We start from the raw sequence: 17,645 nt of genomic DNA, 5'->3' as shown, positions 1-17,645 counted from the left end.
ACTTGACAGGGAGATGACCAGAACATCCCCTCTTTTTATACGTCATAATTCACTACATAATGCTGCATTTCTGTATTGTAGTAGCCTTCGCTATATTCAATTACTTCGCCAACTTCATCATAAGAATAGCGCATACGTTTTAATAACGCTGTTCCCTCTTTTTCACCTAGCGCTTCTGCAACGAAGCTAGGCGCAAGCCCAACAGCGAATTCATCTCTGAAGTTTTCTAAATGTATACCTCGGTCTTCAACTAAATCATAAAGCGATTGTAAATCAAAGTCCGATAAATCTGTACTCGCCATTCGAGCTGAGAAATAGTGCGTATAATGAATATACGGCGTATCATTTAACATATATAGGCGCTCGATACGAAAACTCTCTTTACCGAATAATCGAAACGGCACTGTTCCTTCCTCATTATGAACGATTTCTGCTTTTAATAATTTCTTTTGTACTTTATATCCTTCTTCCACTAATACTTCTGTAAATTTCTTACCCTTTGACAGTTTTGTCGCAGAAGTATTACGAATCACTTTCGTTCCTTTACCACTTTTCTTTTCCAAGTATCCTTCTTGAGCGAGTTCTTTAATGGCATTACGCACTGTAATCTTACTAACTTTGAACTCTTCTTCTAATTGCGGTTCTGAAGGAATATTCGTATGAATCGCATATACGCCATGCAATATTCGATCACGAATAATATTTTTTATTTGTAAATATAATGGTCCTTTTTTCCTCGTTACGTTCACTGTTACACCCACTACCTTTCTACATCACCTACTGATGCCGTCATCGCCCGAAGTATATCTTTCTCTGATGACATTGGCGTATCACCGACGATTGTATGTGCTAGCATTCCAGCTGCTGACGCAAATGAAACAGCTTTCTCTGGTGCAAACTCTTCTATCTCGCCATAAATAATCCCGCTCGTATAAGCATCTCCAGCACCTATTCTATCATATACAGAAAACGTAAGTGTTTTTGCAAAAGTGAACGAACCATCTTTACATATAAACCCGCGAAGCCAATGTGTATTATCACTGTTAATAGAGCGATGAGTACCAGCGATTGTAGCGATATGATACGTTTCAGCTACCTTTGGAATGAGATCCAGCAGCCGCGCCTCACGCTCCGTCTCTTCTGTTTTCATCCCAAGAACGAACATCGCATCTTTTTCATTCATCATAACGATATTAGCAAGTCCTAGCATTTCTTCATAATGCGGTTTTGCCTGTTCATATCCGTCTTCTCCCCAAAGTGAGGGACGATAATTACAATCAAAAACGACGGTTCCTCCGTTTTCTTTAACTGCTCTCGCTAAAGATTTCATATGATGACGCACCATATCATTCATCGCAAGTGTAATACCGCAAAAATGAACGATATCAATTTCCTTTGCGATTTCTTCAAATTGATACATTTCTTCACATGCCGTATTGAAGCTACTTTCTAATCGATTCGAATATGTAACGCGGCTTGCACGTGCACCGAATCCATTTTCTAAAAAATACATACCTACATATTTACCGCCTCTTGAAACAAGAGAAGTTTGAATCCCTAACTTTTGAATGTAAGATACAGCTGCATCTCCAACCGAATTTTCCGGTAAAGTTGAAATAAGAAGCCCTTCATGCCCTAAGTGAGAAAGTGCCGCTACAACGTTCACACCTGTACCTGAAAATGAGTAATTTAACGTGTTAGCTTGCGACAACAATTCATATCCAGGTACTTGCAGGCGCATCATTACTTCGCCGAACGCTGCAATTTTCTTACGCATATTGATCAACTAGCTTTTTCACGACTGCTAATAATTCACGAACATCTTCTACTTTCGTATTACCAGTTTCTTTATCAATAATAGAAGAGTATACGTGCGGGATAACTTGCTCTACATTTGCCTCAAGCGCAATACGTACAATTGTTTCAAAGTTTTCTTTATCAATTCCACCTGTTGGCTCTAATGCGAATCCTTCTTCTGCACAAGCTTTCGCAACTGCGCGATATTCTTCTTCGTGAGCTAGCCCTTTCATCGGGAAGTATTTCAATGAATTTCCGCCCATATCACGTACAAGTGCGATCGCTGTTTTAATTGGAACGATTGCTTTTTCTTCTCCAGCCGCACTAATTGGGCCAGTAGAAATATTTACGTAACCTACTTTTCCTGTTGGTGATACTAAACTATTAATCCAGCTATCTTTTTCGCCGAGATTTGCACGCGTTGCTCCAACTGAAGGGAACACTTGGTTAATATGGCTACCAGGATAATGCTTCGCAATTTCAGCTACAACTGCTGCTTGGCGATTATCTCCTGCGCCTAGTCCGATTGATACAGCGTCATCAATTTCTTTTCCGTATGCTTTCATAGCTGTAACAGCTTCTTCTACTGTTGGATAGTCTTTTGATAACACTCCCACTACTACATAACCTTCTGCTGCTTCAAAAATATCTTTTGCATTTTCTATATTGTTTGCTAATACATTTAATGCTACGCGGCCTTTATAAAAACGTTTTTGAATGTTTGTCATTTTAGTTTCCCCCTACGATTTCTCTCAATTTTTCTTCAATCACATGTATGTCATCACCTTGAAGTGGACGTGGATCAATATCAAAGAATCCTTGTCTTACTCCGTAATCACGTGTATAAATGGCGATTTCCCCTTCGCGTAATGCAGTCACAACATCTCTTGCTGATTTGTTTAACTCTTTCTCGTTAATATGAATACGAGCTCTAAAGATTGCTCTTCCAGCTTCATCTTGAACGATCGTTACATTTACACCATTTAATTCTTTTAGCGGCATAAGTACTTGTAGCAATTCTTTTTCTTGCTCGCTCTTATCTTCTTTTACTCCGTACTCATCAAGCGCTTGAAGTAAGCCAAAAGTTGTCTCTTTCCCGACTTTCATACTTCTTCCGATGCAATGTAATTGCACTTTCAGCCATTCGATATATTTTCGTTTACCGCCAACAATACCAGAAGTAGGTCCTTCAATTGCCTTTGAACCACTATAAATGGCAAGGTCTGAATACTTCACATATTTTTGAATGTCTTCTTCAGCTGCCGCATCAACGATAAGTGGTACGTTATTTCGCTGCGCTACTTCCCATGCTTCTTCAACAGAAATCATATTTTTTTGCACTGCATGATGTGATTTCACATAAAGAATTGCTGCTGTATTTTCGCCAATCGCATCTTCAATATGTTCTGCTTTCCCTTCATTTGCGTAGCCAACTTCAACGAGTTTTCCTCCACCTAAGTAAATCATCGTTTCAACAGGAGCACCGTATTGAACGTTATGACCTTTTAACATAATCACTTCGTTTTTCGCGATTACTTCTTGATGAAGTCTTTCACTTTTACGGCGATTTCCTTCTGTAACGATACCAGCGATAGAAAGCGCAATTCCGCTCGATGCTGAATTCACAACGACCGCTGCCTCTGAATCTAGAATTCTCGCAATATGGTCTCCTGCTTTATCTACTAAATCAGCAATTTCCACATAATTTTGTCCACCATGTTTCATCGCATCCATTACTGTATCTGTAGGAGCAGATACACCTAAAATACTCATTCTACCGCTCGCATTAATCACTCTTTTTAATCCGTACTTAGCATTCAATGAATGACCCATTAATTACAACCCCTTTCGTATCAATTCTTTTTTCAGCAATGCGCTGATCCCCTTCTGAATCAATTAACGTAACCTTCTCATCTTTAACCGTAAATAAAGTTAAGTTTGCAATATCCCCTTCTTGAATACGGCCAAGCTCTGGTTTCTTAAGCCACTCTGCCGCATTTTTCGTAACCGCATCAATCACTTCTTCTAGCGGATAACCTAAGTAAAGGAATTTCGAAAGAACGTGAGCCATACTATACACTGGACCATGTATACGATTCTTCCGGTAAATATCCGTACTAATTGTATTAAAGGCAATATCGTGACGCTTCGCCGCTTCTGCTACTTTAAAAGAAAAGCTAGCATTACCGTGACCAACATCTAAATGCACGCCGCGATTCACCGCATCTAACAACACAGGTAGCGGTTTCCCTTCTTCATCAAATAAATTATTTTCTTTCCCGTTTAAATAATGTGTAATCACATCATCTTTTTCTAAAAGAGGTAAAACTTCCTCTATACGGGGAGGCGCTGAACCGATATGTACCATAATCGGTAATGATGTTTCTCGAGATAAAGCGCGCGCTACATGCAGCGGTTCAATTCCACTATCACAAACGACACTTTTACTCATTCTCGCCTTTAACCCAACGATTACATCTTTATACTTTTCTACTGCTTCTATCGCTTTCTCTTTATCTATCCATTCCATATTGGATAATTCATCAATTCGTTTCAAACCGATGCGAGAAATATTTAAAAAGGCAAATAAATTTGTCTTTGCCTGCTCTCTACTTTTTACTAAATCTGCAATGCGATCAGCACCGCAACTACCCGCATCAACAATTGTCGTTACCCCTTGCTTAACGCCAATTTCATCTACCTCATCGCCATACGGATCAAACTCTGGAAAAGCGTGAACGTGCAAATCAATCCAGCCACTCGATACGTAAGTACCAGAGTAATCAAGAACCTTTCCACCCTCGCCAGCACCAGCTTTCGTCACCTGTGCGATTTTGTTATTTTCAATTACAATGTCAATCTCTTCCCCGTTCACACGTTTCACATTACGTAGTACGAATCGTTCTGTCATTGTATTTCCACCCTTTTCTATAAGAAGCCATAAGAATACGCTTACATTTAAGTTTCATTTTTTATATCTCTTTCACACGTTTAGCGTAACATAAAAAAACGGAGAAGTAAATATAACGTTATAATGTTTAAAAGTAAATAAAAAGATGCTCCTCCAAAATGCTAATAGTATAGGAAATTATATCAACGATTTTTTGAATATATCTATCATAACTTACAATATATCAACGATTTTTCAATTATATCTATCATAACTTATAATATATTAACGATTCGACAAAGAATATCGATTTACCGACAAAAAACGTCACTTCCTTTCTTATATAAGAAAAGGCTGTCCCAAATGGCACAGCCTTTTTCTCTATTCCTGAACCGTCACAATAACCCCATCCATATTGTTCCCGGAAATTTCATACTGCTTGTTTGCTGGAACGTTCACTTTCGTATTCTCAGAAACTTTATAATAAGAAACAGTATATTTCTTACCTTCTACTTCAGTTGAAACCTCTTTTTCCTCTTTTAAAAACTCTAAATATTCCTCTAGTGTAAAATTCTTTTTTTGCATAATTGCGCTATGAGGTAGGCCGACATAACGGATATGCCATGGCTCATATTGAATTCCAGTAATGTTACTTTTATTTTTCGGATAACGTAATACAAAGCCATGCTTCCATACGTTCTCTTCAATCCATTTTCCTTCAGGCGCTTTCTCCATTTTCTTTTGAGTAGACCCAATGTCCAGTGATAATCCTAAATTATGTTCACTGTATCCTGCTGGAAGTGCATAATCAGATCCCATTTTTTCATATAGCTGTTTTTGCTCTTGGAAATCTCTATAACCACTACTAATCAAAAAATGGTTAACACTTTCTTTTCCAGCCGCATCGACAACGTTCAAAAACTTTTTCACAACATCCTTTGATAAACGAAGATTTCTATCAAATATTACATAACCTCTTACTAATTCACTATTATGATTTACATTTATAATATCAGACCTAATACTATCTTTTTTTACTGGATAATCCCTGTTAACTAATAATAAATCGCCCTTATAAATTTGTTCCTTCGTAATCTCTTTCCCCTCGGTGTTTGCCGCCTTTACTAGCTCATCTTTCCCGACAATTTTAACATCGATTTCCTTTTGAAATAACGGTGATATATAAACGCCTACACATACTGTGAATGCTATAAAAAAAGAAATAAATACCCACTTTTTCATTTCTAGTTCCTCCTTAACGTAACTTACGTATAGAATAGAAAAAACTATTAAAATAAAAAGTGGGGTAAAGTTTAAATTTTTATTAAATTGTTACATTCTCGTCTTTTGGCAATCGTACTTCAAATAGCGTTCTAACTACATTGCTCTCAGCAGAAATCGTACCATTATGCTGCTCGACAATATTTTTCGCAATGAATAGTCCTAGGCCAGTCCCGCCACGGTTCTCAGTTCTCGCTTTATCACCTGTATAAAACATATCAAAAAGATACGGTAAATCTTCTTCTGGAATGCTATCTCCATAATTCATAATTTGTACGACAACTTCTCCATTATCAACATATCCATTCATATCAACAAATTGCCCATCATACCCGTAACGAACGGCATTTGTTAACAAGTTTTCAAATACTCTAGCTAACAATTTTCCATCACCGTGCATCGGTAAATGAGGAGCCACGTTCAATCTAGCTTCTAAATGATGTTTTTCTAATAACGGATACAATTCCTCCTCTAACTGTATAAGCAACTCACTTATATCGATCGGCTTTTTATCCAGCTTTAGCATGCCATAATTCATACGTGTAATTTCAAATAGCTCATCAATTAAACTTTCCAGTCTTTGCGATTTTGTATATGCAATTGTGGAGAAATGTTTAATTTGTTCTTTTGTTAAATTTTCATCTTTAAGAATTAAATCTAAATATCCTAACACGGATGTTAACGGTGTTCTTAAATCATGAGCTAAATTCACAACGAGCTGATCTTTACTACTTTCAGCAAAATCTCCTCTTTCAACAGCTTCTTTTAACTTTTCACTTGCAACATTTATTTCACGCGCGATATTTCCAAACTCATCATTTGATGAAACTTGAACTTTATTCGTAAAGTTACCGTTCGCAAGATGATGAATCCCATTAGAAATTTCATCAAAGTATTTTAAATACGGTTTTGTCAAAAAGAAGAAAAAGATAATAGATAACGGAATAAAGAAAATTAAAAAGAAGTTAATGTCTCCAAATTCCCTTACCATTGACCTAAATTGTGCTAAAGGCTCTTCGTAGCGAACCATCGTTTTATAATACAACTGCAATCCTTTATAAATTATATAAGTTACAGTTGCTGCAAGCACCATACTTAACGCAAATAAGGCAATCATTTTAAATCGAAAGCTTTTCATCATATTAGCCATTGAAAGTATAACCTACTCCCCACACTGTTTTTATTAATTTATCCTTTCTTTTATCTTCTCCAAGTTTCTTCCGCAAAGTACGAATATGTACCATTACTGTATTTCCACCTTCATAATAATCATCTGCCCATACGTGCTGAAAAATATTTTCGACATTGTATACTTTCTTCGGATGACTCGCTAATAAATATAAAATATCGAACTCTTTCGGCGTTAATTCAATTTGTTCACCATACACATCAACCGTCCTGCGCTCAGGATTAATTACGACTCCGCCTATTTCTAAAGCAGATTTACTCTCCACTACTTTCGGGTGATTTAACGTAAAAAACCTACGCAGTTGTGCATTTACACGTGCAACTAATTCTATTGGTGTGAAAGGCTTCGTCATATAATCATCCGCACCTAGTACAAGACCTGTCACCTTATCAAAGTCCGAAGTTTTCGCGCTTAAAAAAATAATCGGCATATGATGTTTCGCGCGAATTTGACGCGTCACCTCATAACCATCCATTTTCGGCATCATAATATCTAAAACTACCAAGTCGATTGGCTTCGTTTCAATAATATGAACTGCCTCTTCCCCATCCGCTGCTTTCACAACATGGTACCCTTCTTTTTCTAAATGTATCTCAATTAAATCAGCAATTTCCGCCTCATCATCAGCGATTAAAATTGAAATGCGTTTCATTTTACTCCCCCTTTTTCATTCCATTTTTATACGCTCGATTGTAAACTAGTCTATCCAATTTGTACAATACGAAAAGGCTACTCGTTAAAGTAACCTTGGTAAATAAAATTATATCAGCGATTTTCCAATTATATTGACTTACCGACAATGAACGACAAAATCCTCTCGCTATTTGCGGGCATCCTAATGAAACTTCCATTTACCGCTCAAAAACAATCCGCTGCTTCGTAATTTCTTCCAATCTTTCGCGGTCAACTTTATACTCAGCTTCAACACTTTGCGGTACAATCACTTTCCCGCCCTCAAGCGTCACTTCCGGTGAAATAATATCCCTCTGCCAATGTCTACTAGAAGCGGATATATCACCAGGAATCGTAAAGTTCGGCAATGAAGCAAGAGCAACATTTTGCGCTCGTGAAATCCCCATTTCTACCATACCGCCGCACCAAACGGGTATGTTATGCTCCATGCAATAATTATGAATTTGAACCGACTCTGTTAATCCGCCCACTCGCCCTGGCTTAATGTTAACGATGCGGCAACTACCAAGCGTAATCGCAACGCGTGCGTCTTCTAAACCATGAATACTTTCATCTAAACAAATCGGCGTTTCAATTTTCTTTTGCAACTCCGCGTGATCAAGAAAATCGTAATCCGCTAACGGTTGTTCAATCATCATTAATTGGAATTCATCTAGTCGTTTCAGCCTCTCTGCATCCGCTAATGTATATGCTGAATTTGCATCAGCCATTAGCGGGATATGCGGAAACTCTTTTCGAATTTCTTTTAATAACTCATAATCATGCTCTGGCTTTATTTTCACTTTAAAACGCTCGTATCCTTCTTCCGCGTACTTCTCGATTTGTTTTAACATAACTGGAATCGTATTAAGGCCAATTACAACGCCGACTTCAATTTCATGACTAGTTCCGCCAAGTACTGTCGCTAGCGATTTCTTTTGACGCTTCGCATATAAATCCCAAGCAGCCCCCTCTATTCCGGCTTTTGCCATTCGGTTTCTTTTTATATGTTGAAATAGACCCGGTACCTCATTCGGATGAGAAACTTCAGCCTTTAATAAATCAGGTATTAAAAAGTCTTGCAGTACATGCAGCGCTGTCTTCACCGTTTCTTCCGTATACCACGGTTCAGAGAATGCAACGACTTCCCCAAATCCGATGTACCCGTCCGTATCCTCTAATTCAATAACGATACTCTCACGCTTTTCGTAAGTCCCGTAGCTTGCAGCAAACGGGATTACGAGTGGCATTTCCGTTATATACAGTGTCGCTTTTTTTATTTCCACCTACATCTCCTCCACTAATTGTCTTAACTCTCGTCTTAACAATTTTTTCGAAGCGTTACGTGGTAATTCCTCTAAGAAACATGCTTTCTTCGGCACTTTATATTTCGCTAACTTCTCCTCGCAAAAATGAAGAATTTCTTCTTCTGTTACCGCCCCGCTTTTCACAACAAAAGCAGCTGGTACTTGTCCCCATTTATCGTCAGCCATGCCGACAACACCAGCTTCCGCTACTGCCGGATGAGAAAGCAACACTTCTTCAATTTGAGCTGGATATATATTCTCTCCGCCAGAAATAATTAAATCACTGCGACGATCTAATACGTATAAAAACCCTTCTTCGTCTAAATAACCGAGGTCGCCAGTATGAAGCCATCCGTTTTGAATAGTCTCTCGCGTAGCATCTTCACGGTTAAAGTAACCGCCTGTTACGTTCGGTCCTTTTACTACAATCTCACCTTCCGCAAATGGTGGCACTACTACGCCATCTTTTTCAATACGAAGTTGGCACTGAAATAGTGGTTTTCCAGCTGATCCTACTTTCGTTAACATGTAATCTGCGGATAACGTACAAATTTGCGAAGATGTTTCTGTCATACCGTACGTTTGATATACAGGAATCCCTTTTTCTACACATGCTTCTAATAGTGGTTTTGGCGCTGGTCCTCCGCCAAGTAACATGCATCGTAAAGAAGATGGATATGTCTCTGCCCCAAGTCGCTCTAATAAATCAGTTAACATTTTAGAAACGACAGAAATAATTGTTACTCCTCTTTTTTGAAGTGCTTTATGAATAAAATCAGCATCATATTTCGGAACAAGTAAAATACGCATGCCGTACATAATGTTTTTCATTAAAAGAGATAGCCCGCCAACATGGAACATCGGCATGCAGGCTAACCAACAATCATCATCACGAAGTCCTAAATTAAGCGACGAACCGACTGCGCTTGCCCAATGATTACCGTACGTTAAAATAACGCCTTTCGGTTTGCCTGTCGTCCCAGACGTATAAATAATTGTCATCGCTTCTTCTAAAGAAAACTCTTCTTGTATAGAGGTTTCCTCTTTTGGTCCATTCATCACTTCGGCGAATGAATAAACAGGAACATCTTTAGCATCAAAATCTTGATCCGTTACTAAACAAACAACTTCAGCATCATCCATTTGCCAAAGTAGCTCTTCTCTTGAAAGACGCGTATTTAAAAGCACAGCTACTGCACCTACATAAGATAGGGCGTGAATAACTGTAATCATCTCCATACCATTTTTCATCAGAACAGCCACCTTTTGCCCTCGCTCCACTCCAACATACGTGAGGTGTTCACAAACAGATACTACTTTTTCATGTAGCTCCATAAAAGTAACTTTCTCTTCCTCTATTTCAATTGCAGTGCGATCTGGTGTTAAAAATGCACGTTGCATTAACCAATTTGGCATCGTCTCCATCATTCATTCTCCTTTCATGAAAGAAAGAGACTTGATATGATATCAAGTCTCTTAGTTGTTTTGTTTCCGGTTTGACCTTATCCAGCTACAGCGGCTAGAACAGTCGGTCGTTTCACGCCTTCCTACGAGGCAAAAAACGCCTCTACGTCAGGAGTTCCAACGCCCTCTTGTTCTAAGCGAGCCGCTTCCGCTTTTAAAACATCCAGCTACAGCAGCTAGAATGTTCGGTGGCTTCCGCTTTTGATCAAGGGAAACGAGGGAATTGACCGAAGTCCGGACTGCGTTTTTCTTTGAATGCGTCGCGACCTTCTTTTGCTTCGTCAGTTGTGTAGTACAATAACGTTGCATCTCCAGCTAGTTGTTGAATACCAGCTAGACCGTCTGTGTCTGCGTTGAATGCAGCTTTTAGGAAACGAAGTGCCATTGGGCTGTTTGCTAAAATTTCTTGTGCCCATTGTACTGTTTCTGCTTCAAGCTCTTCTAATGGTACTACAGTGTTTACTAAGCCCATATCAAGTGCTTCCCCAGCACTATATTGACGGCATAGGTACCAAATTTCGCGAGCTTTCTTGTGGCCTACCATACGAGCTAAGTAACCAGCTCCGTATCCACCGTCAAAGCTTCCTACTTTAGGACCTGTTTGTCCGAATACAGCGTTGTCTGCAGCGATTGTTAAGTCACATACGATATGAAGTACGTGTCCACCGCCGATTGCATAACCTGCTACCATTGCGATAACTGGTTTAGGAATTGCGCGAATTAGACGTTGTAAGTCTAATACGTTTAAACGAGGGATTTGGTCGTCACCTACATATCCACCATGACCGCGAACTTTTTGGTCGCCGCCAGAACAGAATGCACGTCCACCTTCACCTGTTAAAATGATAACGCCAACATTTGCATCATCACGAGCTTGTGCAAAAGCATCGATTAACTCCATTACCGTTTTTGGACGGAATGCGTTATGTACTTCAGGACGGTTAATCGAAATCTTTGCGATACCATTGTATGTTGAATAAATAATATCTTCGTAATTGCCTTCTTTTACCCATTCAATAGCCATTACAACTACCTCCTTGTATATTTCTGATTTCACCTATAAGTGTGGCTTCCTTCTTGCTGAAAAAAGTATCACTGCATAGTTTTTAGAAATCCCTTTACTATTGTATCAAACTTTTCCGGTTGTTCCACATGAATTGCATGGCCAGCACCATGAATTTTGACAAATTTCGCATCAGACACGCATTTTTCGATGTTTTTTAATATGCGGAAGAACTTTTCATCATATTCTCCGTTCATTAAAAGAACAGGTATTTTTAAGTTTTTCAGCTCATCCCACCATGAAGGCTGAGCCCCAGTTCCCATGCCGCGCAAGCTATTTGCGAGCCCTTTTGGGTTGTTAGCAAGCCTCTCTTTTTGTACCGCTTCTTGTACGTTTTTTGCTAAACGTTTTTGCGTTTCAAAAAGTGGAATATCTTCCCATATAGATACAAAACTTTCTATGCCTTCTCGCTCAATTTTATCGGCAAGTCGATCATCTTTTTCACGACGTTCTTTTCTATCTGCTTCGTTTTCGAGCCCAGCTGTACAGTTTTCTAATAAAAGAGAGTGTACATAATCTGGATATAGACATGCCATCGTAATCGCCAATCTACCGCCCATTGAATAGCCAAGTATATGTACTTTTTCAATATGAAGGTAATCTAATAGTTCTTTCATTTGCAATGCCACATTTCGGATGTCATAATGCGTCACATCTTCAGTGCTTTCCGTTTTTCCGTGCCCAACAATATCTACTAAAATGACTTGAAACTGCTCGCTCCAAGAAGGAACGAAGGAACGCCACGTTTCCATGCTTCCCGTAAAACCATGAAGAAGTAGAAGTGGTTCCCCGCTTCCAACTACTTCATATTCATACGATACACCTTGCAGTGTTACGTTCATTTTGATTCACCTTGCAACGATGTAGTAATTACGTCCTGTGTTTTTGCCCATAACGTACGGTGCAATGTTAAGTTTTCATCACGGTTCGTACAAATTTCCACAACGTGTAAACCTTTTGTCGTTGCTCCCTTTTGTACTTCTTCACGGAATTGCTCCCAACCATTTACACGGCTAAATGAACCACCGTACATTTTGACAACGTGCTCATAATCAAGTCCAATTGGTGTTCCAAATAATGATTCAAAATGTTCCTTTTTCTCATATTGTGGTAAGAATGAGAAAATACCCCCGCCATCATTATTTACAACGACAATTGTTATGTTTAATTCATGTAATTTCGCTGCTAATAGCCCATTTAAATCGTGATAAAATGATAAATCACCAATCACTAATACAAGTGGATCGCAAATAATGCTCGCTCCTAAAGCTGTCGAAATGATTCCATCAATACCATTTACGCCACGGTTTGCCATCACATGGATGTTTTTATCCGATGTGAAGAAGAATGAGTCTGTATCACGAATTGGCATACTATTGCTCGCAAATAACGTTGCGTCTTCTGGTAATACGCGCACAATATCTGTAATAACCTTTCCTTCAAATGCAGTTTCATATGTTTCCATTTCACGAAGCGTTTCCTTCGTTTTTTCGTTTATATGTTGCCACATTACGAACCAATCATTCTTCTTCATAACTGGCATTTTTTCTATTACTGCCTTGCAGAATTCAATGTCACTTGCTTGCACAACTTCTGTCGCAACAAGAGCTGGATCTCTCCATTGTCCTGATTCATCAACAACGATATGAACTGCTTTCATTTGTTTTTTTATGAACTGCGTTAATGATTTAGAAATAGGCATACCACCAAAGCGAATTAACACGTCCGGTTTCCATTTTTCTTTTAACTGCTCATTTCGTAAAAATGTATCATAACAGTCAATTACCATCGTTTTATCGTGGTGTCCGCTACGAATATTAGAAAGTGGGTCTGCTAATATAGGATAGCCAGTTTTTTCAGCTAGTTGCGTTGCAAACATTGCAATTTCTGAATGACTATCATCTCCACAAATAATAAGCCCCTTTTCCATATGTGAAAGGCGCCCTACAAGAGAATCTACATATTCACTCGGCATCGTCACGTTTCCTTGCTGAACTACTCCTGTATATTCACTACGTCCTTTATCCCATAAGCTTTCTAGTGAGAAATCAGGGATAAGTGGCTCGCGAACTGGAAAATTAAGATGAACAGGACCCTGCGGCGCTAAACAAGCATTTGCTACTATGCGCTGCGTCGTCATACGAGCGTAATGATACATCGCTTCACTCGCTTCTGGCAGTGCCATCTCTGTAAATTGTTTCACAAAAGTACCGTATAAATTAAATTGATTCATTGCTTGTGGTGCACCCACATCTCTTAATTCATGCGGTCTATCCGCTGTTAAGACGATAAGCGGGACCCTTGAATGAAAAGCTTCACATACAGCTGGATAGTAATTAGCTGCTGCTGTTCCTGACGTACATAATAATGCTACTGGGCGTTTTTTCGCTTTCGCAATACCGAGCGCGAAAAATCCAGCTGATCTTTCATCTACATGTAAATATGTGTTCATTCCTTCGTGTTGTTCCATTAGTAAAGCAATCGGCGTTGACCGTGAGCCTGGACTAATGACAACATCACATACATCTAGACGCGTCAGTTCATCCACGAACGCGCCTAAATAATATGATAATGCTTCTATATGATTGTTCATTTCATTAATTCCTCCAAAGCACCAAGCATCGGTCTAAACTTCAAACTTGTTTCTTCATATTCAAGCTGCGGGATTGAATCCATTACAATACCACAACCGGCAAATAAGGATGCTTTCTCGCCGTTTAATAATCCGCAGCGCAGCGCAACCGCAAATTCACCATTTCCTTCATCATCTATCCAGCCAATCGGTGCACCATACAACCCTCTGTCTAACAATTCAACATCACGGATCAGTTTCATCGCTTCCAAACGAGGTGTCCCGCCAAGAGCTGGTGTTGGATGTAATTCTTCTACCATTGTTAAAAGACTCGCATCGCCTTTTGCTTCTACAGGCGTATATAAGTGAATTAAGTTTTTCGTTGTTAATAAACCTGGGCTTTCCGGAATATTAACGTATTCGCAATGTTCATTTAGTACCGAGCGGATCATGTTAACAACATAACCATGTTCAGCTAAATTCTTTTCATCATGAAGAAGCGCATTACTATTTCGTTCACTTTCTTCTATAGAATGACCATGACCGATTGAACCAGCAAGACACATCGATGTAAATTTCTCATCTTCTTTGCGAATTAATCTCTCAGGCGTCGCTCCTAAGAAGCATGCTCCTTTATAATCAAAAGAAAATACGTAACAATCTGGTTGACCAATGCGAAGTGCTTCTAAAACAAGAGCAGAATCAATCGAATGGTTCATCTCTACTTTTAGTTCCCTCGCCAATACAACCTTCTGCACGTTACCCTGCTTCATCTCATCTTGTACTTTTTCAATTGCTTTCATCCAGCCTTTCGGATCCACTTCTACTTTAGAAATAACAGTTAATTTCGATCCGTTTAGCGCACATTTACTCTCCTCAAAAATTTTCTCTTCTAAAGAAATCATTTCATTATAAAGAGTTTCTGCACAATCTGTTGCTGCAACAAATGTATTCATCGTTAACCATGCTTTTTCATTTTTTACAGTTAATAAAAATGCTGGTAGTGAAAATGTCGTATCTTTAAATTCTTTCCAAAGGTCCGTTTTCTCTTTTTCTGGATCAAATGAAAAACCACCAAATAAAAGCGGACCCGTTCCAAATTCATATTCATCTCTTTGGACAAATGCATTCTCTTTTACTTTCTCCCACTCGTCACGAGCGGTTTGAAAGCGCTTATGAGAAGAATTTGCTATAGTGAAAACAGAGCCAATTCCTGCAAATATTACATGCTGAGCCGGGTCTGCAAAATAACATCTATTTTCGAATGAAATCCTTTTTCCTGCTGCATAGAACAGAAGCGGATCCACCCAGTCTATTTGTTTTACAAAACTAACCAATGTTTTTTCGTTAGTTGCACGCTTGATAGCTGCAATAAGAACTTCTTGCAAGCCTTTTTGTTTCGTTTGAATCACAATTGTCTCCCCCCTATGGGCGAAAAATAGTCATAATTACGCTTGATTTTAAGATACACCTCAAACGAAAGGCCTGTCAACGTTTAGCATTTCTGAGAAATTCACCTTCTCTTCCTAGAAAATAAACGTTGACACTAAATGATGCTTTTTCTACACTTAGTTGTGTACAATATGTGACCAAAGGAGGATTCAACATGGAAATGAACGTCAAAACGAATTCCTCTCCTACGGCGCCAAAGCCAAGTAAGCAAACTGGCTGGCGCATCTGGTGGAGTTTACTACGTCCCCATACATTAACAGCAGCTTTCGTACCTGTTTTCATCGGAACAGCATATTCGATGCAGGTCGGAGGTATAAATCAAATACATCTTCCTCTTTTCCTTATGATGCTTCTTGCTTGTCTTCTCATTCAAGCAGCAACAAACATTTTTAATGAATACTTTGATTATAAAAGAGGACTCGATCACGAAGGTTCAGTTGGTATCGGCGGCGCTATCGTTCGCGATGGCATTCAGCCAAAAACAGTGCTTAACTTAGCATTTGGATTTTTCGGCATCGCAATACTATTAGGTGTTTATATTTGTATGAATTCTAGCTGGTGGCTTGCTGCAATCGGTCTTGTTTGTATGGCCGTTGCTTACCTTTATACAGGTGGCCCACTTCCAATTGCATATACACCATTTGGAGAATTGACAGCCGGATTATTTATGGGTGTCATTATTATTGGGATTTCATTCTTTATTCAAACTGGAACTGTAACATCAGAAGTCATTTTACTATCTATTCCAAGCTCCATTTTAATTGGCGCCATTTTACTAGCTAATAATATTCGTGACTTGGATGGCGATAAAGAAAACGGTCGTAAAACGTTAGCAATTCTCGTTGGACGTGAAAGAGCTGTTGGTGTACTTGCTTCGATGTTCATCGTTTCCTACATTTGGACAATTGCTTTAATTATCGTGGGCATCGTATCACCATGGATGCTTATCGTATTTTTAAGTGCACCGAAAGCATTTAAAGCGACGAAAGGCTTTATCGGCAAAAGCATTCCAATGGAAATGGTACCTGCGATGATTGCAACAGCAAAAACAAATACAATCTTCGGTTTCCTAATGGGAATCGGATTATTACTTGGATACTTTCTATAAAAGGAGCTGCTTATGCGGCTCCTTTTTCATATCTGAAATTCATCTCATAATTCCTACTCTCAACGCTCATACTATGTAAAGAAACTGAATTGTAGGAAGGTGGACGACTATGTTAACTCCACAACAAGTAGGTCAATTTAAATCCATTTTAGAAAAACAAAAACAAGAACTGGAACAAACGATACAAACTCATGAAAATACAGATCGTGCTTCTGAACGCGATTCAGTAGGAGAACTGTCTAGCTATGACAACCATCCAGGTGATATGGCTACAGAGCTATATGAACGTGAAAAAGACTTCGGGCTTATTGAACTTTGGCATAAACAGCTTGAGGAGACGAAACATGCCCTACAAAAAATAGAAGCGGGTACGTACGGCATTTGTGAAGTGTCTGGCGAAGAAATTCCATTTGAAAGATTGGAAGCAATGCCGACTGCTACAACATGCATACAGCACGCGACAAATAAGTTAAATATGAATACACGGCCAGTTGAAGAAGAAGTGTTGTCTCCTTCTTTCCACAAGCATGATGAGGACCATTCTGTTGAGTACGATGCGGAAGATGCGTGGCAAGATGTCGCAAATTACGGAACATCTGAAACGCCGTCTGATTTAGAAAGACAAGATTCAAAAAACTATAATGGCATGTATGTAAATAGTGAAGAAAACGTAGGCTACGTGGAGGATTTTGAAAACTTTATCGGTACGGATATGTACGGGAAAAATCCACAAGTTTTCGCTACAGAAGAGCATGAAGAATATGAACAAATGCTTGATGATTTTGAAGAACGTACCTTCAAAGGTGAATTATCTTCAAATGAATCTAGTTCCAAAGAATAAAAAAAAGCA

16 protein-coding genes are annotated in these 17,645 nt (G+C 38.9%); 2 read left to right on the top strand and 14 right to left on the bottom strand.

All coding sequences use genetic code 11. The features are described 5' to 3' along the window. Positions 1-35: 35 nt before the first annotated feature. From DN400_RS22295 to DN400_RS22225, 14 genes are all read right to left on the bottom strand, one after another. Positions 36-761, bottom strand: coding sequence for a GntR family transcriptional regulator (locus tag DN400_RS22295; RefSeq protein WP_090976784.1), 726 nt, complete (start codon positions 759-761; stop codon positions 36-38). Beyond that, positions 761-1,777 (bottom strand): sugar kinase, encoded by a 1,017-nt coding sequence (locus tag DN400_RS22290; protein ID WP_147801943.1) that lies wholly within the window; start codon positions 1,775-1,777, stop codon positions 761-763. The genes DN400_RS22295 and DN400_RS22290 overlap by 1 nt, the downstream gene beginning before the upstream one ends. Then, positions 1,770-2,525, bottom strand: coding sequence for a 2-dehydro-3-deoxy-phosphogluconate aldolase (dagF, locus tag DN400_RS22285; protein ID WP_000181907.1), 756 nt, complete (start codon positions 2,523-2,525; stop codon positions 1,770-1,772). Before dagF ends, DN400_RS22290 begins: the two co-directional genes overlap by 8 nt. Position 2,526: 1 nt before the next feature. Then, entirely contained in the window at positions 2,527-3,630 is a 1,104-nt protein-coding gene (locus DN400_RS22280) for a DgaE family pyridoxal phosphate-dependent ammonia lyase (protein WP_000510109.1), read from the bottom strand. After that, a complete protein-coding gene (locus DN400_RS22275; RefSeq protein WP_086422741.1) occupies positions 3,608-4,708 on the bottom strand; it encodes an amidohydrolase/deacetylase family metallohydrolase in 1,101 nt (366 codons plus the stop codon). Before DN400_RS22275 ends, DN400_RS22280 begins: the two co-directional genes overlap by 23 nt. A gap of 360 nt (positions 4,709-5,068) precedes the next feature. After that, on the bottom strand, positions 5,069-5,929 hold the full coding sequence (locus tag DN400_RS22270; RefSeq protein ID WP_000759402.1) for a D-Ala-D-Ala carboxypeptidase VanY: 861 nt from the start codon (positions 5,927-5,929) through the stop codon (positions 5,069-5,071). 82 nt (positions 5,930-6,011) lie between these two features. Beyond that, entirely contained in the window at positions 6,012-7,118 is a 1,107-nt protein-coding gene (locus DN400_RS22265; RefSeq protein WP_000002599.1) for a sensor histidine kinase, read from the bottom strand. Next, positions 7,111-7,809, bottom strand: a complete 699-nt coding sequence (locus DN400_RS22260; protein ID WP_000822508.1) for a response regulator transcription factor — start codon at positions 7,807-7,809, stop codon at positions 7,111-7,113. The genes DN400_RS22265 and DN400_RS22260 overlap by 8 nt, the downstream gene beginning before the upstream one ends. A 199-nt stretch (positions 7,810-8,008) precedes the next feature. Then, on the bottom strand, positions 8,009-9,115 hold the full coding sequence (gene menC / locus DN400_RS22250) for an o-succinylbenzoate synthase (protein ID WP_147801942.1): 1,107 nt from the start codon (positions 9,113-9,115) through the stop codon (positions 8,009-8,011). Then, positions 9,116-10,561 carry an o-succinylbenzoate--CoA ligase gene (locus tag DN400_RS22245; RefSeq protein ID WP_141560604.1) on the bottom strand — a complete coding sequence of 482 codons (1,446 nt, stop codon included), beginning with the start codon at positions 10,559-10,561 and terminating at the stop codon, positions 9,116-9,118. Positions 10,562-10,805: 244 nt separating this feature from the next. After that, entirely contained in the window at positions 10,806-11,624 is an 819-nt protein-coding gene (gene menB, locus DN400_RS22240) for a 1,4-dihydroxy-2-naphthoyl-CoA synthase (RefSeq protein ID WP_000963882.1), read from the bottom strand. A 68-nt stretch (positions 11,625-11,692) separates the two neighbouring features. Beyond that, positions 11,693-12,505 (bottom strand): 2-succinyl-6-hydroxy-2,4-cyclohexadiene-1-carboxylate synthase, encoded by an 813-nt coding sequence (menH, locus tag DN400_RS22235; protein ID WP_097997140.1) that lies wholly within the window; start codon positions 12,503-12,505, stop codon positions 11,693-11,695. After that, on the bottom strand, positions 12,502-14,256 hold the full coding sequence (menD, locus tag DN400_RS22230; RefSeq protein WP_001059198.1) for a 2-succinyl-5-enolpyruvyl-6-hydroxy-3-cyclohexene-1-carboxylic-acid synthase: 1,755 nt from the start codon (positions 14,254-14,256) through the stop codon (positions 12,502-12,504). Before menD ends, menH begins: the two co-directional genes overlap by 4 nt. After that, complete coding sequence (locus tag DN400_RS22225) at positions 14,253-15,647, bottom strand: isochorismate synthase (RefSeq protein ID WP_098211256.1); 1,395 nt, start codon at positions 15,645-15,647, stop codon at positions 14,253-14,255. Before DN400_RS22225 ends, menD begins: the two co-directional genes overlap by 4 nt. A gap of 194 nt (positions 15,648-15,841) precedes the next feature. Between DN400_RS22225 and DN400_RS22220 the strand changes: the two genes are divergently transcribed. Both DN400_RS22220 and DN400_RS22215 read left to right on the top strand, forming a co-directional pair. After that, the gene (locus DN400_RS22220) at positions 15,842-16,795 is read left to right on the top strand and encodes a 1,4-dihydroxy-2-naphthoate polyprenyltransferase (RefSeq protein ID WP_147801941.1); all 954 of its coding nucleotides are present in this window, start codon (positions 15,842-15,844) and stop codon (positions 16,793-16,795) included. Positions 16,796-16,904: 109 nt separating this feature from the next. Beyond that, on the top strand, positions 16,905-17,636 hold the full coding sequence (locus tag DN400_RS22215; protein WP_000957398.1) for a yteA family sporulation protein: 732 nt from the start codon (positions 16,905-16,907) through the stop codon (positions 17,634-17,636). The last annotated feature ends 9 nt before the right edge of the window (positions 17,637-17,645 follow it).

Source organism: Bacillus sp. AR8-1, from assembly GCF_008042345.1.
Lineage (GTDB): Bacteria > Bacillota > Bacilli > Bacillales > Bacillaceae_G > Bacillus_A > Bacillus_A cereus.
The sequence above is the reverse complement of the archived record's forward strand: the minus strand, read 5'-3'. Positions and strand labels throughout refer to the sequence as shown.

Excerpts from the sequence above, each read along its gene's own strand:
- DN400_RS22290 (WP_147801943.1), bottom strand. The coding sequence starts at position 1,777 with ATGCGTAAGAAAATTGCAGCGTTCGGCGAAGTAATGATGCGCCTGCAA.
- dagF (WP_000181907.1), bottom strand. The coding sequence starts at position 2,525 with ATGACAAACATTCAAAAACGTTTTTATAAAGGCCGCGTAGCATTAAAT.
- DN400_RS22280 (WP_000510109.1), bottom strand. The coding sequence starts at position 3,630 with ATGGGTCATTCATTGAATGCTAAGTACGGATTAAAAAGAGTGATTAAT.
- DN400_RS22275 (WP_086422741.1), bottom strand. The coding sequence starts at position 4,708 with ATGACAGAACGATTCGTACTACGTAATGTGAAACGTGTGAACGGGGAA.
- DN400_RS22270 (WP_000759402.1), bottom strand. The coding sequence starts at position 5,929 with ATGAAAAAGTGGGTATTTATTTCTTTTTTTATAGCATTCACAGTATGT.
- DN400_RS22265 (WP_000002599.1), bottom strand. The coding sequence starts at position 7,118 with ATGGCTAATATGATGAAAAGCTTTCGATTTAAAATGATTGCCTTATTT.
- DN400_RS22260 (WP_000822508.1), bottom strand. The coding sequence starts at position 7,809 with ATGAAACGCATTTCAATTTTAATCGCTGATGATGAGGCGGAAATTGCT.
- DN400_RS22245 (WP_141560604.1), bottom strand. The coding sequence starts at position 10,561 with ATGGAGACGATGCCAAATTGGTTAATGCAACGTGCATTTTTAACACCA.
- menB (WP_000963882.1), bottom strand. The coding sequence starts at position 11,624 with ATGGCTATTGAATGGGTAAAAGAAGGCAATTACGAAGATATTATTTAT.
- menH (WP_097997140.1), bottom strand. The coding sequence starts at position 12,505 with ATGAACGTAACACTGCAAGGTGTATCGTATGAATATGAAGTAGTTGGA.
- menD (WP_001059198.1), bottom strand. The coding sequence starts at position 14,256 with ATGAACAATCATATAGAAGCATTATCATATTATTTAGGCGCGTTCGTG.
- DN400_RS22220 (WP_147801941.1), top strand. The coding sequence starts at position 15,842 with ATGGAAATGAACGTCAAAACGAATTCCTCTCCTACGGCGCCAAAGCCA.
- DN400_RS22215 (WP_000957398.1), top strand. The coding sequence starts at position 16,905 with ATGTTAACTCCACAACAAGTAGGTCAATTTAAATCCATTTTAGAAAAA.